Below are 20,376 nucleotides of genomic sequence, written 5' to 3'. Positions count from 1 at the left end.
GCGAGTTCCGCCTCTGACCACGCGAGTTCCGCCTCTGACCACGCGGATGACGTCCCGGATCATGGAAACCGACGACCCGGGGCACACGAACCGACCCTCCAGGTACACGAACCGACCGCCCAGGCACGCGAACCGACCGCCCAGGTACGCCAGCCGACCGCCCCAAGCACGCCTGCTGACCGCGCAAAGCGCGAACCGGCCCCCTCAGTGGCGCCGAAGCCGCCGGACCCGGACCTCCGCCGGGTCGAACGCCACCCGCCTCAACGGTGCCAGCAGCAGGAGCACCACCGCCATCGCCGACAGGGCGGCGAGCACCATCGCGGCGACGAACTGGGCGGCGCCGGACGTCGCCGTCCCCAGCACCAGGTACCCGGCCAGCACCAGCGCGACCGGCGCCAACAAGCCGCAGAGGACCGGCACCGGGGGCACCCGGTCACCGTCGGGGCGGCGGGCGGACACCACCGCCGCCCCGGCGCAGGTGACCGCGGCGACCAGGAGGCAGCCGCCGACGGTGTCGCTCAACCGGTGCCAGCCCAGCGCCACGGCCGCGGCCGAGACCCAGGCGACGCCGACCCCGCCGGCCACCAGGGCCTGGGGGCGGAAGCGGCGCGGCAGGACGATCGCGAGCGCCACCAGCACGGCCATCGCCGCACTGACGTGCCCGCTGGGAAAACTGTTGTGGCTCGCGACGCCGAACCGGTCGCCCGTGCTCGGGCGGTCCAGGACGTACAGCTTGAGCAGCTGCGCCACCACCAGTGGCGCGGCGAGCATGAGCAGGGCCGTCACGCCGAGCGCGAACCGCCGCCGCACCAGGGCGATCACCACCAGCAGCACCGCGACGCCGCCGAGCACGACCACCAGGTCGGCGTCCCGCAGCGGGGCCGCCCACGCCACCGTCGTCCCCGCGGACTGGGCGCTGTGGACGACGCCGTTCTCGACGCCGCGGCCGGCCTCGGTGCGGACGAAGAGCAGGTAGGCCGCGACGAAGGCGAGGGCGAACCCGGCCGCGCCCGCCGCGAGCACGGCGGTGCGGGACACCGCCCGGGTCACGAGCGCGTGGTGCCCGGCCGGCGGGGTGGCGGGGCGTACCTCGGAGATGATCACTGCCATGTCTTCGAGTCTGGATCCGGCATTTCGAGATCCCGTCAGCGCGATGTCATGGTTTTGCTACAAGATCCGCCCGGGTCGCCACGACGTGCGCTTTTCCGAATAATGGCGCCGTGGCCGAGGTACTGGTGGTAGAAGACGACGCGGCGGTACGGGAAGGACTGCAGCTGGCCCTGCGCCGGCAGGGACACGTGGTGCACACCGCGGAGTCGGGTGAGCGCGGCATCGAGGTGCTCGTGCACCAGCATCCCGACATCGTCGTGCTCGATCTCATGCTGCCCGGCATGGACGGCTTCGAGACGTGCCGCCGGATGCGCGTGTCGGGACCGATCCCGATCATCATGCTCACCGCGCGCAGCGACGACTTCGACGTCGTGGCCGGGCTCGAAGCGGGCGCGGACGACTACGTCGCCAAGCCGGTCGAACCTCGCGTGCTGGACGCGCGGATCCGGGCCGTGCTGCGCCGGGCCGTCAGCGAACGGCCGGCCGGCGGGCAGCCGGAGCCGCAGGAACGCCACGGCGACCTGGTGATCGACCGGGCCGGGCTCGAGGTGACCAAGGGCGGCGCCCCGGTGTCGCTGACCCCGACCGAGCTGAAGCTGCTGCTGGAGCTCTCGCGCACGCCCGGCCAGGTGTTCAGCCGCCAGCAGATCCTCGCCGCCGTCTGGGACCACGACTACCTCGGCGACTCGCGGCTCGTCGACGCGTGCGTGCAGCGGCTGCGCGCGAAGATCGAAGACGTGCCGGCGAAGCCGGAGCACGTGCAGACGGTCCGGGGGTTCGGCTACCGGTTCGGCCGGTCGTGATCCGGCAGGTCCGCTCGTGGCTCGCCGGGCTGAGGCCCCGGCTGGTCGCCGCCTTCGCGGTCATCATGATCCTCGGCGCCACCGCCGCAGCGGGCGCGAGCTACGTCTCCGCGCGCACCGCCATCCTCACGGGCATCCAGGACCAGACGATGCTCAAGCTGCGCGACCAGATCGTCGCGTACCTGCCGACCGTGTCGCTGCCGCCGTCCCAGGCCACGCTCGACGCCTTCGCGACCGCGCTCAAGCCCAGCGGCGCGCTGGTCGTCTACCACGACCTGCACTCGTCTTCGGGCATGACGGTGGACGAGGTGCCCGCCGAGCTGCACCAGACCGTGGCGAGCAGTACGAACATCCAGTTCCAGCGGGTCGACAACCAGGGGTTCCCGATGTTCTTCGTCGGGATCCCGGTGCAGACCGGGTCGGGGACGACGAGCGGCATCGAGGTCTACGCGAAGGCGTCGCTGGACCAGCAGCAGGCCGCGATCGACGACCTGGCGCGCCAGGCCTGGCTGGTCTCCGCGCTCGCCCTGCCGTTCGCGGTGGGGGTGGCCTTGCTGGCCGCGCGGCAGGTGCTGCGGCCGGTCCGCGCGCTGAACACCGCGGCCGACCAGCTCGGCCGCGGGCGGCTCGACGTCCGGCTGCGCGTCAAGGGCTCCGACGAGCTCGCGCAGCTGGTCACGACGTTCAACCACACCGCGGCGGAGCTGCAGCGCACGGTCGGCACGCTGCGCGCGATGGAGGCCGACGCGCGGCGGTTCGTCGCCGACGTCTCGCACGAGCTGCGGACGCCGCTGGCGGCGATGAACGCCGTCACCGACGTCCTCGACGAGGACGCCGGCCAGCTGCCGGCGGACACCGCGGTCGCCGCGCGGCTGGTGTCGGCGGAGACCAAACGGCTGACCCGGCTGGTGCAGGACCTGATCGAGATCTCCCGGTTCGACGCCGGGCGCGCCGAGCTGCGCCGGGAGGAACTGGACGTCGCCGCCGCCGTCAGCGACAGCATCGCCGCGCGCGGCTGGGAGCCTGGCTCCGAAGATTCTGGCCTGGTGTCCGACCTGCCGCCCCGGATCACGGCCGCGCTCGACCGGCGGCGGCTGGACATCGTCGTGGCGAACCTCGTCGGCAACGCGCTCCGGCACGGCGCGCCCCCGGTCGAGGTGGTGCTGCGAGCGGAGCGCGGCGAGGTCGTGCTGACCGTCACCGACCACGGGCCGGGCATCCCGGTGGAGGTGCTGCCCCGGGTCTTCGACCGCTTCGCCAAGGCGGACACGGCCCGGGCGCGGTCCGAGGGCAGCGGGCTCGGGCTGTCGATCGCGCGCGAGAACGCGCGGTTGCACGGCGGCGACATCGTCGCGGCCAACACCGGCACCGGCGCCCGGTTCGAACTGCGCCTGCCCCGCGAGGCCCTGTTCGGGGAGGCACGGTGAAGAAGCTCGTCGTCCTGGTCGTGGTGCTGCTGGTGAGCGCGTGCGGCGTCAAGCCGACCGGCGTCGTCCCGGCCGGGCCGGCGCCGACGCTGCGGAACCCGGGCAGCAGCGGGCGCGGCACCGACGTGACCCTCTACTTCGTCATCGACGGGCGCCTGGCCCCGGTGACGCGGGCGACCGGCAGCACCGTGGGCGTCGAGAACGCCCTGTCGACGCTGCTGGCCGGACCGACCACCGACGAGGCGCGCGACGGCTACGTGACGGACCTCCCGGTCCGGTCCGGTCCGATCATCCTGTCCCCCGGCCCACCGGCGGCGATCACGTTCTCGTTCCCGCTGAAGCCGATCACCGACGTCGGGATCAACCAGCTGGTCTGCACCGCGTTCGCGGCGCTGGCGGCGCAGAGCAGCTACGCGATCGACGGCACCATCTCGCTGTCCGGGACGGACGTCCAGCTGCCGTACCAGACGTGCCAGGCGTTCTGACCACTTGTCTACTGTGGACTGTTCGGCACCGTGGCCGAGGCGACGAAGATCGGGATAGCCAGGAAGAACCGGCCGGCTGTGGCCCGCGCCGACTGCTCCCGCAGCCAAGCGTCGATCCGCGCGTCCGTCGCGAGGCCGGCGGTCCGGGCCGCGGTGGCGAGGCCGTCGAGCAGGGGCCGGAGGCGGCCGGCGGTGTCGACGACCGTCCTGACCTCGACCGCGATCTCGGTGAAGCCGGCGTCGACCAGCAGCGTCCGGTACTGCCGGGCCGCCCGGGGGCCCGCGATCGCGTCGGCGCGGGCGTGGACGATCGCGCGGGTCAGGGCCGGCCGGTCCGAGTCGAGCACCAGGGTGTCCCAGTCCTGCCCGCACAGCACGGCGCGGCCCCCGGGCGCCAGCACCCGCCGAGCTTCCGCGACGGCCGCCGCCGGGTCGGCGAGCTCGTGCAGCACCTTGTCGGCCCGGTAACCGCGGAACTCCCCGTCGGCGAACGGCAACCGGAGCACATCCGCCTCGACGAACCCGGCCGGCGCGGGAGCCGGGGTGCGCGGCGAAGAGCCCGCCGACGTGCCGGACGCCTCGCCTCCCGGCACCGGCACGACGCCGGGCTCCGGAAAGCCGCCGGCCATCAGCGGCACGCTGCCCGGCGCGGCAAGCCCGGCACTCCGGGCCCGCGCCGCGGCCAGCATCCCCGGGTCGCGATCCGCCCCCACCGCGCGCACCCCGCGGCCGCACAGCTCCGCGACCGCTCGCCCGCCGCCACAACCGACGTCCAGGACCCGGTCGCCCAGCTCGCAGCGCAACAGCTCGTACGTCGCTTCGCGCAGCTCTTCCGCTCCCGGCAGTGCGTCGGCCCGGTCGAGGCGGGCGAGCAGCTGTTCCGTCGTCATGCCCGCCATCGTCGGCCTTCAAGCCGACCTGAAGTCAAGCTCCGGGATACGGCCGGGCCGTCCGCGCCTCCGTCAGGGACCGGGCCCACCAGCCCAGCTGGTCGAGCATCGTCTTCGCCGCGACCGCCGCCGCTTCGTCCGTCGGCTTTCCGTCCGGGCCGAAGCGCGTGTGGGCGCCGTGGAAGCTGACCGTCTCGCGGATCGTCACCGCGTGGAGCTCGGCGAAGACCGCCCTCAGGTGCTCGACCGCACGCAGGCCGCCGGACATCCCGCCGTAGGAGACGAACGCGACCGGCTTGGCCGTCCACTCCGTGCGGTGCCAGTCGATCGCGTTCTTCAGCGAGGCCGGATAGCTGTGGTTGTACTCCGGGGTGACCACGACGAACGCGTCGGCCGCTTCGAGCCGCGGAGTCACTTTGGCGACTTCGGCGACGACAGACGCCGCCGGCACCGAGCCGAACGCGGGCAGCGCCATCGGCAGGTCGGCCTCGGCGAGGTCGACGACGTCGACCTCGAACCCGCCATGCTCGCCCGCGACGTCGGCCAGCCAGCCCGCCACCACCGGGCCGAACCGTCCTTCCCGGACACTTCCCACGATCACCGCGACCCGTACGGGAGCTTCGGACACACTTCCTCCTTGGCACAGCGGCCTTGTTGCCGTCCGGCCCAGGATCAGACCTCAAGCTCGCTTGAAGTCAAGCGCGCGGCTGTGGTTGGCTGGGAAGCATGGTGAACGCCACAGCCCGGACGCTGCCCGATCTCACCGTCGGCGAACTCTCGCGGCGCAGCGGGGTCCCCGCGTCGGCCCTGCGGTTCTACGAGGACGAAGGCCTGATCCGCAGCCGCCGGACCGCCGGCAACCAGCGGCGCTACTGCCGGGACGCGCTGCGGCGGGTGACCTTCATCCGGATGTCCCAGCGGGTCGGCATGCCGCTCTCGACGATCCGGGAGGTGCTCGCCCTGCTACCGGATGACCGCACGCCGACGCGGGCCGACTGGGCGAGGATTTCACAGTGCTGGCAAAGCGACCTGAACGCGCGGATCCGCCAGATGGAACAGCTTCGCGACCAGCTCACCGACTGCATCGGCTGCGGCTGCATGTCCCTGGCCAAGTGCCGCCTCGCCAACCCGGGCGACCAGCTCGGCGCCGAGGGGCCCGGCCCGCGGCGCCTGGCCGACCACCGCGGGGAGGGCTACGAAGACTAGCGGCGCTCCAGCACGCCGCGGACGAACATCGCCTGCCCGGCGTGCTGGATGTCGTCGTCGAGGACGCTGACCAGCCGCACGCCCAGGGTCACCGGCGGGTCCCAGGCCTCGTCGACGACCCGGTCGAGCGCCTGCCCGTCGATGCCTCCGACGTACCGGAGAGTCTGCTCGTGCACGGCGTCGTAATACCCGGTGAGCAGCGCCGGGTCGTCGACCCGGACCGCCTCGACGTCGGCCGGGCGGTGCCCGAAGCCGGTGTCGCCCGCCGGGAACGGGAGGCCGAACCGCGAAAGCCAGTCCTGGCCGGTCCACACCTGCTCGATCCCGGCCACGTCGGCGACGTGGTCGTCCTGGACCCGGGTCAGGTGCCACACCAGCCAGGCGATCGAGTTGGCCTCGTCGTCCAATCGGGTCCCGAGCTGCTCGGCGGTGAGCCCTTCCACCGCCGCGTGCACGTTCTCCCGGACCCGGCCGAACCCGTCGGCGAGCAGATCGGCCACGTTCATCGGCTGCCTCCCGTTGCTGAAGCCGTTCACCGGCGAGCTACCCGATCATGCCCGCCGGCAAACGGTTCCCGCTACCGCGGCAGCAGCTGGTCGAAGAACGAGCGGTAGCGGCGCAGCGCGATCCGCAGCTCTTCGGTGGCCGGCTCACCCTGCCGCCACTGGCCTTCCAGCTCGCTCTTGTGCTCGGCGAACGTGGTGGCCAGTGCGCTGATCACGGCCGCGACGAGCTCGTCGGCCTGGTGGACCGCCTGCTTCGGGTCGTCGACGAAGCCGGTCTGCACGTTCTGCCAGCGGTCCCGGAAGCCGGTGATCTTCTCCTCGTCGATCAGCGGCGGCGCCTCGACGTCACCACCCGACTCCGCGGGCCGGGCATCCCGGTCGGTGTCGGTGTCGGTGTCCGTGTCGGTACGGGAGTCGGCGGGCTGGGTGGACGCCGAAGCCAGGTCGGCGGTGCTCAAGGTGTGCTCGCCACCGTCGGCGCGGCTCTCGTCGTCGTAGCTCTCGTCGGCGCCCGGCTCGCGGAAGTCGGTCCGGTCCTGGCCGGCGAGTCCGGTGGTGTCCGGCTCGCGGACGTCCTCACGCCCCGTGAAGTCGTCGTCGTGATCGGTGCTGTGCCGGGTCAGGTGCTCGGTCATGGTCAGCGTCCTCCGTTCCACTCGGTCCGCGGCTGCGCGGACGCTTGGCGTTCGTGTTGTCCGGTCTCGTGGATCTCGTGGGCCTCGTGGGCCTCGTGCCGGTCCTCGTCACGGGCTTCCGCCTCGCGACGGTCGGCGCGATCGTGGTCGTGGCCGTTGTGGTCGTGCCCGTTGCGACGCTCGTGCTGGTCGTGGTCCTGGTCCGGGCGCTGGTCGTCGTCGGCGCCGTCGGTCAGCAGGTCCTCGAAGACGGTGCGGTAGCGCACCATCGCGTCGCGAAGGTCCTCAGTGGACGCTCCGTCGCGCTTCTGCTGCGTGTCGTGCGCGGCGCGGTAGTTCTCCAAGGTCTTGGCGTGGCGCACGGAAAGGTCCGCCAGCTGCTGCTCGTACCCCTCGGTCGGGTACCCGCGTTCGCCCATCAGCGCCACGAGGAGCCGGTCCGCTTCGGAGACCGCGGTGGCGGGCTCGTCGACGAACTTTTCCTGTACCCGTGCCCATTCTCCGGTGTAGCGCTCACGCGCCGACGCCGACAGCGGGCGGATGTCGAGCTCCTTGTGCCGGCGCTCCCGCTCGGCGAGCTCACGCTGCGCGGCGCGCGGGTTGTCGCTCTCCTCGACCGTCCGGTCGTACTCCGGGCCGAACCGCTGCTGGAGCCGCTTTCGCTGCATTTCTTGTGTCACAAGCCAAATCACGGCGCCGAGCACCGCGACGGCCACGACGACGATCACGACGATCAGCCATGTGGGCATTGCACAAACTCCTTAACGGATGTCGCCCCCGACGGGTCCGGAGTTCCCGCGCACCGGGCCCGGAAACCGGGTTTGCCCGCGATTCGGCCGACCGGCGGCGCGGATGCGTCCGGATGCCGAGCCACCCGAACGGGTGTAACGATGGTAACAACCATGCACTAGCGTTGTTACCATCGAAGTGCTATCGTCGATAACAGAAAGACGGAAGCGGTGATACAGCCACCGCCCTGACCGGAAGAAGGACCCGATGAGCACTACCGGAACCCGCGTCGCGATCGTCACCGGCGGCTCCCGCGGCATCGGCCGCCAGGTCGCCGAACGCCTGGCCGCCGACGGCATGGCGGTCGTCGTCAACTACGCCGGCAACGAGAAGGAGGCCCAGGCCGCCGCCGACGCCATCACCGAGCGGGGCGGGCAGGCGATCGCCGTCCGCGCCGACGTGGGCGACCCCGCGGCCGTCGCGGAGCTGTTCGACACCGCGGAGGCCACGTTCGGCGGCGTCGACGTCGTCGCCCACCTGGCCGGCGTCATGAACGCGCCGACCCCGATCGCGGACACCGACTTCGACGTCCTCGACCGGGTGCACCGCACCAACATCCGCGGCACGTTCGCGGTGGCCCAGCAGGCCGCGAAGCGGGTGCGCGACGGCGGCGCCGTGATCACCACCTCGACGTCGGTGCTCGGGCTGAACCTGCCCGGCTACGGCATCTACAACGCCACCAAGGGCGCGGTCGAGGCGATCACCATGATCCTGGCGCGCGAGCTGCGCGGCCGCGACATCACGGTCAACACCGTCGCGCCGGGCCCGACGGCGACCGCGCTGTTCCTCGACGGCAAGGACGAGGAGACCATCGGCCGGATGGCCAAGCAGCCGCCGCTCGAGCGCCTCGGCAAGCCCGAGGACATCGCCGAGGTCGTCGCGTTCCTCGCCGGGCCGGCCCGCTGGGTCAACGGCCAGGTGCTGCGCGCCAACGGCGGAATCGTCTGAGCCGGTCAGGAGGACCTCCCATGTCGAAGATCATCGTCGTCACCGGCGCCTCCAGCGGGATCGGCGCCCTCTCCGCCCGGGCGCTCGCCCGCGCCGGCCACACGGTCTACGCGGGCATGCGCGACCCCGGCGGCCGCAACGCACCACAGGTCGAAGCGGCCGCGGCGTTCGCCCGTGAACACGGCGCCGACCTGCGCACGGTCGAGCTGGACGTCGCCAGCCAGAACTCGGCGGACGCGGCGGTCGGCTCGATCGTCGCCGCGCACGGCCGGCTGGACGTCGTCGTGCACAACGCCGGGCACATGGCACTCGGCCCGGCCGAGGCGTTCACGCCGGACCAGCTCGCGCAGCTGTACGACACGAACGCGATCGGCACCCAGCGCGTCAACCGCGCCGCCCTGCCGCACCTGCGCGCCCGGCGCGACGGGCTGCTGGTGTGGGTGTCGAGCAGCAGCGTCCGCGGCGGCACCCCGCCCTACCTCGCGCCGTACTTCGCGGCGAAGGCGGCGATGGACAGCCTCGCGGTCAGCTACGCCGCCGAAGTGGCCCGCTTCGGTATCGACACGGCGATCATCGTCCCGGGCGCGTTCACGTCGGGCACCAACCACTTTCCGCACTCCGGGCACCCGGCCGACGAGGCCGTCGCGGCCGCCTACGAGGAGCGGTACGCGGGCCTGACCGAGCACGTCGCGGGGAAGCTGGCCGAGATCACGCCGCCCGGCGCGGACGTCGCGAAGGTGGCCGAAGAGCTGGCGCGCGTGGTCGACCTGCCGAAGGGCGAGCGGCCGTTCCGGGTGCACATCGACCCGGCCGACGACGGCGGGTGGCTGGTCGCGGAGGTCGGCGACCGGATCCGGAGCGAGTTCCTGCGCCGGATCGACCTGGCCGACCTGCTCAGCCCGTCCGCGTGAACCGGGTGACGATCACGTGGTCCTTCGCCGGGCCGCGGACCGCCCACTCCTGCCGCCAGCGCCGCGCGTCGAGCACCCGGTGGCTCCCGCGGTAGAGGTCGTCGCGGCAGGGGTGGTCGGTCTGCCAGTGCCCGGCCCGCAGGTCGAGGTCGTGGAAGAACCCGCCGTGGTCGAAGTGCACGGCGGCGCGGCCGGGCGCGGTGGGCCGGTAGTGCAGCGTGCGCGTCACCGGGCCGCGGTACGTGCCGAGCCGCATCTCACCGGTTTCGCGGTAGACGAGGACGCCGTCCTCTTCGGTGAAGGTGGCGACGCCGGTCACCTCCCCCGCCGGATCGCCGTCGGTGGTGAGGATTTCGCGGTCGAGCCGCCATTCGCCGGCGAAATGCGCGGCCAGGTCGGGAACCGGGAAGTACTCGTCCATCCCGGCCAGTGTGACACCGGCGGCCCGGCGGCACGCCGGAGAGGGCGTCCGGAAGTTGTCGGACCCCGGCTCTAGACTCGGCCGGGTGGCAGACACCGAGTTCGCGACCGTGTCCGAGGCGCTGGAGACCCTTCAGCGCGTGTTCGGCTACGACAGCTTCCGCGGCGACCAGGCGGAGATCGTCGAGCACGTGATCGCCGGGGGCGACGCGCTCGTGCTGATGCCCACCGGTGGCGGGAAGTCGTTGTGCTACCAGATCCCCGCGCTGGTGCGGCCGGGTGTCGGTGTGGTCGTCTCGCCGCTCATCGCGCTGATGCAGGACCAGGTCGACGCCCTGCGCAACGCCGGGGTCCGCGCCGGTTTCCTCAATTCCACGCAGGACTACGCGGCTCGCCAGGAGGTCGAATCGGCGTTCCTGTCCGGCGAGCTCGATCTGCTCTACCTGGCCCCGGAACGGCTTTCGGTGGAATCCACCGTGCGGCTGCTCGACCGCGGCAAGATCTCGCTGTTCGCGATCGACGAGGCGCACTGCGTCGCCCAGTGGGGCCACGACTTCCGGCCCGACTACCTCCAGCTCTCCGCGCTGCACGAGCGCTGGCCGGACGTGCCGCGGATCGCGCTCACCGCGACCGCGACCGAGGCCACGCACAAGGAGATCGCGACCCGGCTGAACCTCGACGAAGCCCGCCACTTCGTCGCGAGCTTCGACCGGCCCAACATCCAGTACCGGATCGTCGGCAAGAACTCGCCGCAGCGGCAGCTGCTGGAGCTGCTGCGCACCGAGCACCAGGGCGACGCGGGGATCGTCTATTGCCTGTCCCGGAACTCGGTCGAGAAGACCGCGGAGTTCCTGGTGCAGAACGGGATCCCGGCGGTGCCCTACCACGCGGGGCTGGACGCGCGCGTCCGCGCGAGGCACCAGTCGCGGTTCCTGCGGGAAGACGGGCTGATCGTGGTCGCCACGATCGCGTTCGGCATGGGCATCGACAAGCCGGACGTGCGGTTCGTCGCGCACCTCGACCTGCCGAAGTCCGTCGAGGGCTACTACCAGGAGACCGGGCGTGCGGGCCGTGACGGCCTGCCGTCGACGGCCTGGCTCGCGTACGGGCTGCAGGACGTCGTGCAGCAGCGCAAGATGATCGACACGTCCGAGGGCGACGACGCGCACCGGCGCCGGCTGGGCGCGCACCTGAACGCGATGCTCGCGCTGTGCGAGACGGTGGAGTGCCGGCGCGTGCAGATCCTCAACTACTTCGGGCAGAAGGCCGAGCCGTGCGGCAACTGCGACACGTGCCTGAGCCCGCCGGAGAGGTTCGACGGCACGATCCCGGCGCAGAAGCTGCTCTCGACGATTGTGCGGCTGCGCAACGAACGGCGGCAGAAGTTCGGCGCCGGGCAGGCGATCGACATCCTGCTCGGCAAGTCCACGCCGAAGGTCACGCAGTTCCAGCACGACACGCTCAAGACGTTCGGCATCGGCACCGAGCTGCGCGAGCCGGAGTGGCGCGCGGTGGTGCGGCAGCTGCTGGCTCAGGGCCTGCTCGCGGTCGAAGGCGACTACGGCTCGCTGGTGCTCACCGAGGCCAGCGCCGAAGTGCTGGGCGGTGATCGCGAGGTGCTGCTGCGCCGCGAGCCCGAGCGTGCGGCGGCCGCGAAGGTCCGCGGCACGCGGAAGGCCGCCCCCGCGGTGGACATGCCCGCGGAGGCGGCCCCGCTGTTCGAACGCCTGCGTGCCTGGCGGGCCGGCGTCGCGAAGGAGCAGGGCGTGCCCGCGTACGTCATCTTCCACGACGCGACCCTGCGCCAGATCGCCACGCAACGGCCGGCTTCGCTGGCCGACCTCGGCACGGTCAGCGGTGTCGGCGAGAACAAGCTCGCCAAGTACGGCGAGGGTGTCCTCGAGGTGCTGACCGCCGAGTGAGCTAGCGGGCGGCCGGCCCGGGTCCCGGTCGCCCGTCCGGCCCGGTCACGGAGTTGACCTTGCGGACCGCGCCGGCGATCTGCTCGTGGTACTTGCCCTTGGTCTTGTCGTCGGCGAACTTCGCGGCCTTGCCGACGTACTGGTTCACCTTTTCCGGGTTCTTCTTGGCGTAGGCGCGGGCGGCGCCGGCGGCCCCGGCCAGCACGGTGAGCTTGCGCAGGAATGCCACGGTGGTCCTCCCTCATCGGGTTTCGGTCATCCTGACAACGCGGACGAACCACCCAGAGGTTCCCCGTGTGACCCAGGCCAAACCTGGCGGCCGCGGCCGCCAGCGAAAATCGCGCGCGCACCTGGGCGGGCGCACCTACGCTCACGATCATGCGCGACCTGGCCACCCTGCCGAAGGCCCACCTGCACGTCCACCTGGAGAGCACGATCCGGCCGGACACGCTCCGTGAGCTCGGCGAGACCAACGGCGTCGACGTCCCAGTCGAGCCCCCGGTGTTCGACGGCTTCCGCGCCTTCGCCGACTACAACGCGCTCGTCCGCGCGTGCCTGCAGCGTCCGGAGGACTTCGAGCGGATCGCCCGCGAGTACGGCGAAGACGAAACCGCTCAGGGGACGCGCTACGCCGAAGTCACGTTCACCGCGGCCTCGCACGGCGAACGGTTGGGCGACCTGGAGATGCCGCTCGAATCCGTCCTCAAAGGACTGAACGCGAGCACCTCCGGGCTCGGGTGGCGGCTGCTGCTGGACCACTCGCGCCGCCGCTCGGTCGAGCGGGCCGAGCGCACCCTCGACCTCGCGCTGAAGTACGACGAAGTCTTCGCGATCGGCATGGCCGGCGAGGAAAACCACTCGCTCCGTCCGTTCGCGACGGTCTTCGAGAAGGCCCGCGCGGCCGGCCTCCACCTGCTGCACCACACCGGGGAGGACGCCGGCCCGGACAGCATCCGCGAGGCCCTGGAAGTCGGCCGCACCGAACGGCTGGGCCACGGCATCCGCGTCCTCGACGACCCCGAGCTGGCCGCCGAGGTCCGCGACCGGGGTCTCGCGCTGGAGGTGTGCCCGTCATCGAATGTGACGCTCGGACTGGTGCCGTCACTGCCCGGGCACCCGCTCCCCCGGCTCCTCGACGCCGGGCTGACGGTCACGCTCAACACCGACGTCCCGTCGGTCACCGGCGCGAACCTGGCCGGGGAGTACGCCCGCGTCCGGGACGCCTTCGGCTACGACGACGCCGCGATGGCGGGCTTCGCACGGGCGAGCGTCACCGCGTCCTTCGCCCCCGAAGCGACCAAGACGCGAATGCTGCAGGACATCGACGCGTGGCTCACACCGGCAGCAGGCGGGTGACCAGCGTGCCGAGCTGGTGCACCGTGCGGCACTCGTGCATCTCCACGACGTCGGCGTACTCCAGCGCCGCCGAGTCGCCGGTCGACCACAGCGACCGCCGCTCCGGGTTCAGCCAGTAGACGTGCCGGGCGCGCGCCTTGATCTCGCGGACCGCGTCGAGGTTCGGGTCGCCGCCGTTGGTGCGGGCGTCGCCGAGGATCAGCACCGACGTGCGCGGGCCGACCGCGTCGAGCCAGTTCGCCGTGAACTGGCGCAGTGAGCCGCCGTAGTCGCTGTGGCCGTCCCAGCGCACCAGCGCCGCTTCGGACAGCATGCGCGCACCCAGGTGCTCGGGGTCGGCCGCGCCGCCGGTGACCAGGTGCGTGACCTCGTCGGCGCTGTCGACGAACGCGAAGACGCGGATCTTGCTGAACTGGTCGCGCAGGGCCTGGACCAGCAGCATGGTGAAGTTCGCGAAGCCCGCCACCGACCCGGAGAGGTCGCACAGCAGCACGATCTCGGGCCGGCCGGGCCGCCGGTGGCGGTAGGCCGGGCGCAGCGGCACCCCGCCGGTCGACAGGGACCGCCGCAGCGTGCGGCGCAGGTCGATCTGCCCGCGCGTCGTGCGCTTGCGGCGCGCGGCGAGGCGGGTCGCCAGCTTGCGGGACAGCGGCTGGATCGTGCGCCGCAGCTCGGCGAGCTGGTTCCGGCTGGCGATGAGGAAGTCGACGCGGTCGGGCGCGGGCGCGATGGCGTGCTTGGCGACGCGCTCCCGACCGCGGACCTCGGCCGCACGACGGCGCGCCTCGGTGCGGACCTGGCCGCGGAAGCCTTCGACGCGGCGGCGGATCTCGTCGCGGTCGAGCCGGTCGGTGAACTCGCCGGGCGCGCCGCCGCCGCGCACGGCGGCCAGCACCCGCGCGATGAGCGTCTGCGGCTGGAGCCGCTCCAGGGTCTGATGGGCCGAGAACCCGCCACCGGGGCCGGACGACGAGCCGTACTGGCCGAGCATCTCCACCGCGAGCCCGGCGAGCTGCCCGAGTGCCTGCTGGTCACCGTCGGCGAGCGCGGCGGCGAGCTCCTCGCGCAGCTCCTCCAGCGTCGACGGCTGATCTTCGCGGGCTCGTTCCGGCGCGCCGATCCCGGCCGGGAAGTACAGGTCGAACGCGGCGTCGAACACCGCGCGCTGCCCGCCGCGGCGGACCAGCGCCGCGGCCAGTCCTTCGCGGACCAGCGAGCGGTCGTCGAGGCCGAGCACCTCCAGCGCGGCCGCGGCGTCGACCGTCTCGGCGGGGCCGGCCGGGATGCCCTGGGCCCGCAGTGCCTTGACGAACGACGCGAGCCGCTCCGGCACGCCGCCGGTCACGACGCGTCCAGGACCTGTTCGAGTTTCAGGCCGGCGCCGGCCTTGGCGATGTCGTCCTGGTGCTTGAGGACGACGCCGAGGCTCTCCCGCACGACCCGCTCGTCCAACGTCGACGCGCCGAGCGCGAGGAGCGTGCGCGCCCAGTCGATGGTCTCGGCGACCGACGGCAGCTTGCGCAGGTCCATCGCGCGCAGGGCGGCGATCACCCGGACGATCGAATCCGCGAGCGCGTCGTCGATGCCGGGGACCTTGAGCCGGACGATGTCGCGTTCCAGCTCCTCGTCCGGGAAGTCGATGTGCAGGAACAGGCAGCGGCGGCGCAGTGCCTCGGACAGCTCGCGCGTCGCGTTCGACGTCAAGACGGCGAACGGCGCGCGCGTCGCGGTGATCGTGCCCAGCTCCGGCACGGTCACCTGGAAGTCGCCGAGCACCTCCAGCAGCAAGCCCTCGACCTCCATGTCGGCCTTGTCGGTCTCGTCGATGAGCAGCACGGTCGGCTCGTCGGAGGAGATCGCGGTGAGCAGCGGGCGGCGCAGCAGGAACTCTTCGCCGAAGATGTCGGTGCGGGCGTCCTCCCACGTCTCGTCGCGGCCGGCGGTGATCCGCAGCAGCTGCTTCGCGTGGTTCCACTCGTACAGCGCGCGAGCCTCGTCGATGCCCTCGTAGCACTGCAGGCGCACCAGCCGCGAGCCGCTGACCTGCGCGACGGCCTTGGCGAGCTCGGTCTTGCCGACGCCGGCGGGGCCCTCGACCAGCAGCGGCTTGCCGAGCCGGTCGGCGAGGAACACCGTGGTCGCCACCGCCGTCGAGGCCAGGTAGCCGGCCTCGGCCAGCTTCGCCGACACGTCGTCGACGGAAGTGAAGAATCCGGTGCCCACCACTGGCCTCCTAAGCGCTCGCTCACCCCGGACTGTACCGGACCGCCGGGTGCGTCCGAGCGGGTTAGCATCGGCCGCGTGACCTACGTTGCGGCTTCCGGCCGATACGAATCGATCCCTTACCGGCGCACCGGGCGGTCCGGGCTCAAGCTGCCCGCGATCTCGCTCGGGCTGTGGCACAACTTCGGCCACGACAAGCCCCTGCAGAGCCAGCGCGACATCACCCGCCGCGCGTTCGACCTCGGCATCACGCACTTCGACCTGGCCAACAACTACGGCCCGCCGTACGGCTCGGCGGAGGAGAACTTCGGCAGGCTCCTGGCTGCCGACTTCAAGCCGTACCGCGACGAGCTGGTGATCTCCACCAAGGCGGGCTACGACATGTGGCCCGGCCCGTACGGCGAGTGGGGCTCCCGCAAGTACCTGCTGTCCTCACTGGACCAGTCGCTCGGCCGCCTGGGCCTGGACTACGTCGACATCTTCTACTCCCACCGGTTCGACCCCGAGACGCCGCTGGAGGAGACCGTCGGCGCGCTCGACTCCGCGGTCCGGGCCGGGAAAGCGCTTTACGTCGGGATTTCCTCGTACAACTCGGAGCGGACCGCGGAGGCCGCGCGGCTGCTGCGCGAGCTCGGCACGCCGCTGCTGATCCACCAGCCGTCGTACTCGATGCTGAACCGCTGGATCGAGGAGGACGGGCTCCTCGACACCCTGGAGGAGGCGGGCGCGGGCTGCATCGCGTTCTCGCCGCTCGCCCAGGGGCTGCTGACGGACAAGTACCTGAAGGGCGTCCCCTCGGACTCGCGGGCGGCGCAGGGCAAGTCGCTCGACCCGGACACCCTCGACGAGAACCGGCTGGGCCGGGTCCGCGCGCTCAACGAAATCGCCGGCCGCCGCGGGCAGTCGCTGGCGCAGCTGGCGCTCGCGTGGGCGTTGCGCGACAGCCGGGTGACGTCGGTGCTGATCGGCGCGAGCAGCGTCAAGCAGCTCGAGGACAACGTCGGCGCACTCGGCAACCTCGACTTCAGCTCCGAGGAGCTGACCGAGATCGACGGCCACGCCACCGACGCGGACATCAACCTCTGGAAGCGGTCCTCAGACGGCTGACGACGGACTTGCGGCGGGGCGCCCAGCGTCCCGCCGCTTTTTCGGCCTGACGTTTGACCAGATTTCGTATTTGGTCATACGATGGCCCCATGCCTCCTGCCGAAGACCGCGCCGAACGGGCCGAGCGGATCCTCGACGCGGCCGCCGAGCTGCTGCTGCGAGCGGGGTACCGGCGCACGACGATCGAGGACGTCGCCGAGCGCGCGGACGTCGGCAAGGGGACCGTCTACCTGCACTGGAAGAACCGTGAGGAGCTGTTCCTCGCGGTCCTGCTCCGGGAGTCCGTGCGCAGCCTCGAAGACCTCGTCGCGGCCCTCGAAGCCGACCCCCTCGCCGCGCGGCTGTCACGGCTGACCGAGATCCAGTACACCAACGTGCTCGGGCGCCCGCTGCTGCGCGCGGGGTACGCCGACGACGCGGGCACGCTCGGCAAGCTCCTGCCGAAACTGCACGCCAAGCTCGACCCGCGCCACGACGAGGCGTTCGTCGAATACCTCGAACTGCTGGCGGCGAACGACCTGCTGCGCGCCGACCGGCCGGCCCGGGAACTCGCCGTCGCCTACCAGGCCGTGCTGCACGGCTTCCTCGTCGGCGCTCCCCCGCCGGAGCCTGCGCTGATCGCCGACACCGTCGCGCACGCCTTCGAGCCGGCCGCCGTCTCGACGATGCGGCTGCGCGCGATCGCGCCGCGGGTCGGCCGGTTGTTCACCGAATCCGTCGCGCTCGACCGGAAGCAGCTCGAGCGGGCTTACTGAACTGGGAGAACTCATGCGCACCGGAATCCTGATCGACGAGCTCGACGTCGGCTTCGACGGCATGACCGCACAAGCACGCGAAGCGGCGAAGCTCGGCTACGGCACGCTGTGGCTGGCGCAGCGCGGCGGCTGGGACGCGCTCACGGCGTTGCCCGTGCTCGGCGCCGCGGCACCCGGCATCGAGCTGGGCACGTGCGTCGTGCCGACCTACCCGCGCCACCCGATCACCATGGCCGCGCAGGCGCTGACCGTCCAGGCGGCGACCGGCGTGCCGGTCCACCTCGGCGTCGGACTGAGCCACCGGTACATCGTCGAGCAGGAGTTCGGGTACTCCTACGATCGGCCGCTGCGGCACCTGCGCGAGTACCTCCAGGCGCTGAACCCGTTGCTGCGCGGGGAAAAGGCGGACGTCCACGGCGAGTCGCTCACCGCGGCGGGCGGCCTGCGCACGCCCGGCGCCACCCGGCCGGCGATCCTGGTGGGCTCGGTCAGCCCGGGTTCGACGCAGCTGGCGGGCGAACTGGCCGACGGCGTGATCACGACGTGGGCCGGCCCGCGGGCGATCGGCGAGTTCGTGGTGCCGACGCTGGGAGACGCGTCGCGCGTCGTTTCGGGCCAGCTGATCTGCGTGACGTCCGAAGTGGACGAACGCCGCGCATGGGTGGAAGAGACCTACGGCGCGGCGGCGAGCGTCCCCGCGTACCGGTCCATTTTGGACCGCGACGGCTACGCGCGCGCCTCGGACAGCGCGATCATCGGAGACGAGGAAACCGTGCGCCACCAAGTGAAGTCCCTCGAAGACGCGGGCGCGACCGAGCTCCTGGTGATGCCGTTCGGGTCGGCGGCGGACCAGGCCCGCACCCGTGAGTTGCTGGCCGCATGACCAGGCTCTGGGTGGCCGATGGCGAGTTCGCCGCGATCGACCACGACCACGACCTCGGCGACGACACGACCCGCCCGGTCGTGCGCTGGCTGTGCGAGAACGACCGATGGCCCGCGGAAGTGCGGGTCCACACGGCGAACCCGGTGGGCCGGGAGTGGCTCACCGGCATGGCGCGGCGGTACGGACCCGGCGTCCGCTAGCCGGCGCCGCGCGCCCGCCGGGCCTGGATCAGGTCCTCGCGGGCGCGGGCGACGCGGGAGCGGACGGTGCCGACCGGGCAGCCGCAGACGTCGGCGGCCTCGGCGTAGGACAGGCCGAGGACCTGGGTCAGCACGAGGACCTCGCGCCGCTCCGGGTCGAGGCCGTCGAGCAGCAGGCCCAGCTCGACGAGCTCCTCGAAGCCCGCCGCGGGGTCGCGGGTGCGCTCGGCGGCGGCTTCCCAGTCGGTGTCGGCGATCTTGGGACGGGCGCCGGCGGCGCGGATCTGGTCGACGACGACCCGCCGCGCGATCGACAGCAGCCACGTCCGCGACGACGAACGTCCGGCGAAGCGGCGAAGGCTGCCGAAGGCGCGAAGGTAGGTCTCCTGCGTCAGGTCGTCGGCCGAGGCGGCATCGGTGAGGTGCGCGAGGAAGCGCCAGACGTCGGCCTGCGTCGCGCGGACCCACTCCTCCAGTGCCCGCCGATCGCCGCGGCCCGCCGCCATCGCCAACGTCGTGACGCGCTCGTCGTCCTCACCGCGGGTCATGATCCGGAACTTATCAGTGAGAGGCGCCCTCCCGGATCCGCCGTCCGACTGCTGGGGAGGCGCTCGGTATAGGGCGTTATACGCGGGTCACTCGACCTGCTTGACCGCCCACTCCGCCCACTCCCGCTGCATCTCCGAGAACCGCTTGCCCCACTCCAGGACCAGCCGGCCGTACACCGAGGCGTCGTCGTCGCCCCAGTCGATCGAGTCCTCCAGGTCCGCCAGCCGTCCGGAGCGGCGCCGGCCCGTCTCGCCCAGGTGCTCGAGGTACTCCCGCGCTCGTTCAGGGCCGACCGCGCCGAGGAAGTAGACGCGCAGGAGCGACTCGTTGCGCGTCACGCGGTTCGGCTCGACCTCGACCAGCCAGTGGCGCAGCTCCGCCTGGCCGGCCTCGGTGATCGCGTACTCCTTGCGTCCGCGCGGGCCCTCCGCGTGGACGCGGATCTGCCCGGCCGCCTCGAGCTTGCCGAGCTCGCCGTAGAGCTGACTCTGCGTGGCCGCCCAGACGTTGGACATCGCCTGCTCGAAGCGTTTCAGCAGGTCGTAGCCGCTCATGGGGTGCTCTTCCAGCAGGCCGAGGACAGCGTGACGCAAGCTCATGCCCCCAGTCTGACATTCCACTCTTGACATGTCTACTCAGGAGGTTCTAGTTTCGACATGTCACAGTTGGAACGTCCGGGGGAGACCGGCATGAACTACCTGAAGAGCTTCCTTCCGTGGATCGCGTTCGCCGTGGTCGCGACGCAGTTCGACTGGCGCTGGTCCGGCCTGACCGGGCTCGTCCTCTCGGCCGCGCTCCTGCTGAACGCCCGCCGCGAAGGCCGCAAGTCGGACGCTCTCATCATCGAGTGGAGCGCGCTCGCCTTCTTCGCCCTGCTCACGGCCGTCGCGTTCACCTTCCCGGCGTCGCCGCTGAAGACCTACACCGGCGCCCTCACCGACGCCTGGCTGGCGCTGACCGCCTGGGGCTCGCTCGCCATCGGAAAGCCGTTCACCCTCGGCATCGCGCGGACGATGACGCCGCCGGAATTCTGGGACAACCCGGTCTTCAAGCGGGTCAACGTGCTCATCACGCTCGTGTGGGCCGCGAGCTTCACCGTCACCGGCCTCGCCGGCGTCGCGCTCCTGCACTTCGCGCCGCACGCGACCGCCGCCTTGATCACCCTCAAGGTCCTCGGGTTCGCCGTGCCCGTCGCGTTCACCATCCGCTACCCGCGCATCGTGCGCGCCCGAGCCGAAAAGGCCGCCTGAC

25 protein-coding genes are annotated in these 20,376 nt (G+C 72.0%); 13 read left to right on the top strand and 12 right to left on the bottom strand.

Annotated elements, in window-relative coordinates:
• Window positions 1-204 precede the first annotated feature (204 nt).
• Window positions 205-1,104, bottom strand: coding sequence for a phosphatase PAP2 family protein (locus AB0C38_RS09740; RefSeq protein ID WP_360669960.1), 900 nt, complete (start codon window positions 1,102-1,104; stop codon window positions 205-207).
• 116 nt (window positions 1,105-1,220) lie between these two features.
• Between AB0C38_RS09740 and AB0C38_RS09735 the strand changes: the two genes are divergently transcribed.
• From AB0C38_RS09735 to AB0C38_RS09725, 3 genes are read left to right on the top strand one after another with little or no spacing between them, the layout of a single operon-like run.
• Window positions 1,221-1,913, top strand: coding sequence for a response regulator transcription factor (locus AB0C38_RS09735; RefSeq protein WP_360669321.1), 693 nt, complete (start codon window positions 1,221-1,223; stop codon window positions 1,911-1,913).
• Window positions 1,910-3,340 carry a HAMP domain-containing sensor histidine kinase gene (locus AB0C38_RS09730; protein WP_360669318.1) on the top strand — a complete coding sequence of 477 codons (1,431 nt, stop codon included), beginning with the start codon at window positions 1,910-1,912 and terminating at the stop codon, window positions 3,338-3,340. Before AB0C38_RS09735 ends, AB0C38_RS09730 begins: the two co-directional genes overlap by 4 nt.
• The gene (locus AB0C38_RS09725) at window positions 3,337-3,825 is read left to right on the top strand and encodes a hypothetical protein (protein WP_360669315.1); all 489 of its coding nucleotides are present in this window, start codon (window positions 3,337-3,339) and stop codon (window positions 3,823-3,825) included. Before AB0C38_RS09730 ends, AB0C38_RS09725 begins: the two co-directional genes overlap by 4 nt.
• Before the next feature lie 8 nt (window positions 3,826-3,833).
• Here AB0C38_RS09725 and AB0C38_RS09720 read toward each other — a convergent pair whose 3' ends face one another.
• Together AB0C38_RS09720 and AB0C38_RS09715 are read right to left on the bottom strand one after the other, a co-directional pair.
• Window positions 3,834-4,715 (bottom strand): methyltransferase domain-containing protein, encoded by an 882-nt coding sequence (locus AB0C38_RS09720; RefSeq protein ID WP_360669312.1) that lies wholly within the window; start codon window positions 4,713-4,715, stop codon window positions 3,834-3,836.
• Window positions 4,716-4,749: 34 nt separating this feature from the next.
• Window positions 4,750-5,343 carry an NAD(P)H-dependent oxidoreductase gene (locus tag AB0C38_RS09715; protein ID WP_360669309.1) on the bottom strand — a complete coding sequence of 198 codons (594 nt, stop codon included), beginning with the start codon at window positions 5,341-5,343 and terminating at the stop codon, window positions 4,750-4,752.
• Between the two features lie 98 nt (window positions 5,344-5,441).
• Here AB0C38_RS09715 and soxR point away from each other — a divergent pair, with 98 nt between their 5' ends.
• Entirely contained in the window at window positions 5,442-5,921 is a 480-nt protein-coding gene (gene soxR, locus AB0C38_RS09710; RefSeq protein ID WP_360669306.1) for a redox-sensitive transcriptional activator SoxR, read from the top strand.
• On the opposite strand, the gene AB0C38_RS09705 is transcribed toward soxR, so the two are convergent.
• The 3 genes from AB0C38_RS09705 to AB0C38_RS09695 all read right to left on the bottom strand — a co-directional run bounded on the left by AB0C38_RS09705 (window position 5,918) and on the right by AB0C38_RS09695 (window position 7,811).
• Entirely contained in the window at window positions 5,918-6,427 is a 510-nt protein-coding gene (locus AB0C38_RS09705) for a DUF664 domain-containing protein (RefSeq protein ID WP_360669303.1), read from the bottom strand. The genes soxR and AB0C38_RS09705 overlap by 4 nt on opposite strands.
• A 71-nt stretch (window positions 6,428-6,498) precedes the next feature.
• On the bottom strand, window positions 6,499-7,062 hold the full coding sequence (locus AB0C38_RS09700; RefSeq protein ID WP_360669301.1) for a hypothetical protein: 564 nt from the start codon (window positions 7,060-7,062) through the stop codon (window positions 6,499-6,501).
• Between the two features lie 2 nt (window positions 7,063-7,064).
• Window positions 7,065-7,811, bottom strand: coding sequence for a hypothetical protein (locus AB0C38_RS09695; RefSeq protein WP_360669298.1), 747 nt, complete (start codon window positions 7,809-7,811; stop codon window positions 7,065-7,067).
• Window positions 7,812-8,058: 247 nt separating this feature from the next.
• On the opposite strand from AB0C38_RS09695, the gene AB0C38_RS09690 reads away from it, so the two are divergent.
• Together AB0C38_RS09690 and AB0C38_RS09685 are read left to right on the top strand one after the other, a co-directional pair.
• Window positions 8,059-8,799: an SDR family oxidoreductase gene (locus AB0C38_RS09690; RefSeq protein ID WP_360669295.1), complete on the top strand. Its 741-nt coding sequence runs from the start codon at window positions 8,059-8,061 to the stop codon at window positions 8,797-8,799.
• 20 nt (window positions 8,800-8,819) lie between these two features.
• Entirely contained in the window at window positions 8,820-9,710 is an 891-nt protein-coding gene (locus AB0C38_RS09685) for an SDR family oxidoreductase (RefSeq protein WP_360669292.1), read from the top strand.
• On the opposite strand, the gene AB0C38_RS09680 is transcribed toward AB0C38_RS09685, so the two are convergent.
• Window positions 9,694-10,131: a DUF6314 family protein gene (locus tag AB0C38_RS09680; protein ID WP_360669289.1), complete on the bottom strand. Its 438-nt coding sequence runs from the start codon at window positions 10,129-10,131 to the stop codon at window positions 9,694-9,696. The two genes, AB0C38_RS09685 and AB0C38_RS09680, sit on opposite strands and share 17 nt — an antisense overlap.
• An 85-nt stretch (window positions 10,132-10,216) precedes the next feature.
• On the opposite strand from AB0C38_RS09680, the gene recQ reads away from it, so the two are divergent.
• Window positions 10,217-12,052 (top strand): DNA helicase RecQ, encoded by a 1,836-nt coding sequence (recQ, locus tag AB0C38_RS09675; RefSeq protein ID WP_360669286.1) that lies wholly within the window; start codon window positions 10,217-10,219, stop codon window positions 12,050-12,052.
• A gap of 1 nt (window position 12,053) precedes the next feature.
• Here the strand turns inward: recQ and AB0C38_RS09670 are convergent, their stop codons facing one another.
• Entirely contained in the window at window positions 12,054-12,281 is a 228-nt protein-coding gene (locus tag AB0C38_RS09670; protein WP_360669283.1) for an antitoxin, read from the bottom strand.
• 149 nt (window positions 12,282-12,430) lie between these two features.
• On the opposite strand from AB0C38_RS09670, the gene add reads away from it, so the two are divergent.
• A complete protein-coding gene (gene add / locus AB0C38_RS09665; protein WP_360669280.1) occupies window positions 12,431-13,408 on the top strand; it encodes an adenosine deaminase in 978 nt (325 codons plus the stop codon).
• Here add and AB0C38_RS09660 read toward each other — a convergent pair.
• Window positions 13,386-14,753: a VWA domain-containing protein gene (locus AB0C38_RS09660; protein ID WP_360669277.1), complete on the bottom strand. Its 1,368-nt coding sequence runs from the start codon at window positions 14,751-14,753 to the stop codon at window positions 13,386-13,388. The genes add and AB0C38_RS09660 overlap by 23 nt on opposite strands.
• A complete protein-coding gene (locus AB0C38_RS09655; RefSeq protein ID WP_360669274.1) occupies window positions 14,750-15,631 on the bottom strand; it encodes a MoxR family ATPase in 882 nt (293 codons plus the stop codon). Before AB0C38_RS09655 ends, AB0C38_RS09660 begins: the two co-directional genes overlap by 4 nt.
• Before the next feature lie 78 nt (window positions 15,632-15,709).
• Here AB0C38_RS09655 and mgrA point away from each other — a divergent pair, with 78 nt between their 5' ends.
• The 4 genes from mgrA (at window position 15,710) to AB0C38_RS09635 (ending at window position 18,576) form a co-directional block, all read left to right on the top strand.
• Window positions 15,710-16,738, top strand: coding sequence for an L-glyceraldehyde 3-phosphate reductase (gene mgrA / locus AB0C38_RS09650; protein ID WP_360669271.1), 1,029 nt, complete (start codon window positions 15,710-15,712; stop codon window positions 16,736-16,738).
• Between the two features lie 89 nt (window positions 16,739-16,827).
• On the top strand, window positions 16,828-17,493 hold the full coding sequence (locus tag AB0C38_RS09645) for a helix-turn-helix domain-containing protein (RefSeq protein WP_360669268.1): 666 nt from the start codon (window positions 16,828-16,830) through the stop codon (window positions 17,491-17,493).
• 13 nt (window positions 17,494-17,506) lie between these two features.
• Complete coding sequence (locus AB0C38_RS09640; protein WP_360669265.1) at window positions 17,507-18,376, top strand: TIGR03564 family F420-dependent LLM class oxidoreductase; 870 nt, start codon at window positions 17,507-17,509, stop codon at window positions 18,374-18,376.
• Window positions 18,373-18,576: a cyclic-phosphate processing receiver domain-containing protein gene (locus AB0C38_RS09635; RefSeq protein WP_360669262.1), complete on the top strand. Its 204-nt coding sequence runs from the start codon at window positions 18,373-18,375 to the stop codon at window positions 18,574-18,576. Before AB0C38_RS09640 ends, AB0C38_RS09635 begins: the two co-directional genes overlap by 4 nt.
• Here AB0C38_RS09635 and sigC read toward each other — a convergent pair.
• Window positions 18,573-19,124, bottom strand: a complete 552-nt coding sequence (sigC, locus tag AB0C38_RS09630) for an RNA polymerase sigma factor SigC (protein WP_360669259.1) — start codon at window positions 19,122-19,124, stop codon at window positions 18,573-18,575. The two genes, AB0C38_RS09635 and sigC, sit on opposite strands and share 4 nt — an antisense overlap.
• An 87-nt stretch (window positions 19,125-19,211) precedes the next feature.
• Entirely contained in the window at window positions 19,212-19,724 is a 513-nt protein-coding gene (locus AB0C38_RS09625; RefSeq protein ID WP_360669256.1) for a PadR family transcriptional regulator, read from the bottom strand.
• Between the two features lie 57 nt (window positions 19,725-19,781).
• On the opposite strand from AB0C38_RS09625, the gene AB0C38_RS09620 reads away from it, so the two are divergent.
• Window positions 19,782-20,375 carry a hypothetical protein gene (locus AB0C38_RS09620; RefSeq protein WP_360669253.1) on the top strand — a complete coding sequence of 198 codons (594 nt, stop codon included), beginning with the start codon at window positions 19,782-19,784 and terminating at the stop codon, window positions 20,373-20,375.
• The last annotated feature ends 1 nt before the right edge of the window (window position 20,376 follow it).

The organism is Amycolatopsis sp. NPDC048633 (genome assembly GCF_040650695.1).
Taxonomy (GTDB): Bacteria; Actinomycetota; Actinomycetes; order Mycobacteriales; family Pseudonocardiaceae; genus Amycolatopsis.
The sequence above is the reverse complement of the archived record's forward strand: the minus strand, read 5'-3'. Positions and strand labels throughout refer to the sequence as shown.

Coding starts and splice junctions, on each gene's coding strand:
- AB0C38_RS09645 (WP_360669268.1), top strand. CDS start 16,828: ATGCCTCCTGCCGAAGACCGCGCCGAACGGGCCGAGCGGATCCTCGAC.
- AB0C38_RS09700 (WP_360669301.1), bottom strand. CDS start 7,062: ATGACCGAGCACCTGACCCGGCACAGCACCGATCACGACGACGACTTC.
- AB0C38_RS09690 (WP_360669295.1), top strand. CDS start 8,059: ATGAGCACTACCGGAACCCGCGTCGCGATCGTCACCGGCGGCTCCCGC.
- AB0C38_RS09640 (WP_360669265.1), top strand. CDS start 17,507: ATGCGCACCGGAATCCTGATCGACGAGCTCGACGTCGGCTTCGACGGC.
- sigC (WP_360669259.1), bottom strand. CDS start 19,124: ATGACCCGCGGTGAGGACGACGAGCGCGTCACGACGTTGGCGATGGCG.
- AB0C38_RS09625 (WP_360669256.1), bottom strand. CDS start 19,724: ATGAGCTTGCGTCACGCTGTCCTCGGCCTGCTGGAAGAGCACCCCATG.
- AB0C38_RS09680 (WP_360669289.1), bottom strand. CDS start 10,131: ATGGACGAGTACTTCCCGGTTCCCGACCTGGCCGCGCATTTCGCCGGC.
- AB0C38_RS09685 (WP_360669292.1), top strand. CDS start 8,820: ATGTCGAAGATCATCGTCGTCACCGGCGCCTCCAGCGGGATCGGCGCC.
- AB0C38_RS09720 (WP_360669312.1), bottom strand. CDS start 4,715: ATGACGACGGAACAGCTGCTCGCCCGCCTCGACCGGGCCGACGCACTG.
- AB0C38_RS09695 (WP_360669298.1), bottom strand. CDS start 7,811: ATGCCCACATGGCTGATCGTCGTGATCGTCGTCGTGGCCGTCGCGGTG.
- AB0C38_RS09620 (WP_360669253.1), top strand. CDS start 19,782: ATGTCACAGTTGGAACGTCCGGGGGAGACCGGCATGAACTACCTGAAG.
- add (WP_360669280.1), top strand. CDS start 12,431: ATGCGCGACCTGGCCACCCTGCCGAAGGCCCACCTGCACGTCCACCTG.
- AB0C38_RS09705 (WP_360669303.1), bottom strand. CDS start 6,427: ATGAACGTGGCCGATCTGCTCGCCGACGGGTTCGGCCGGGTCCGGGAG.
- AB0C38_RS09635 (WP_360669262.1), top strand. CDS start 18,373: ATGACCAGGCTCTGGGTGGCCGATGGCGAGTTCGCCGCGATCGACCAC.
- soxR (WP_360669306.1), top strand. CDS start 5,442: ATGGTGAACGCCACAGCCCGGACGCTGCCCGATCTCACCGTCGGCGAA.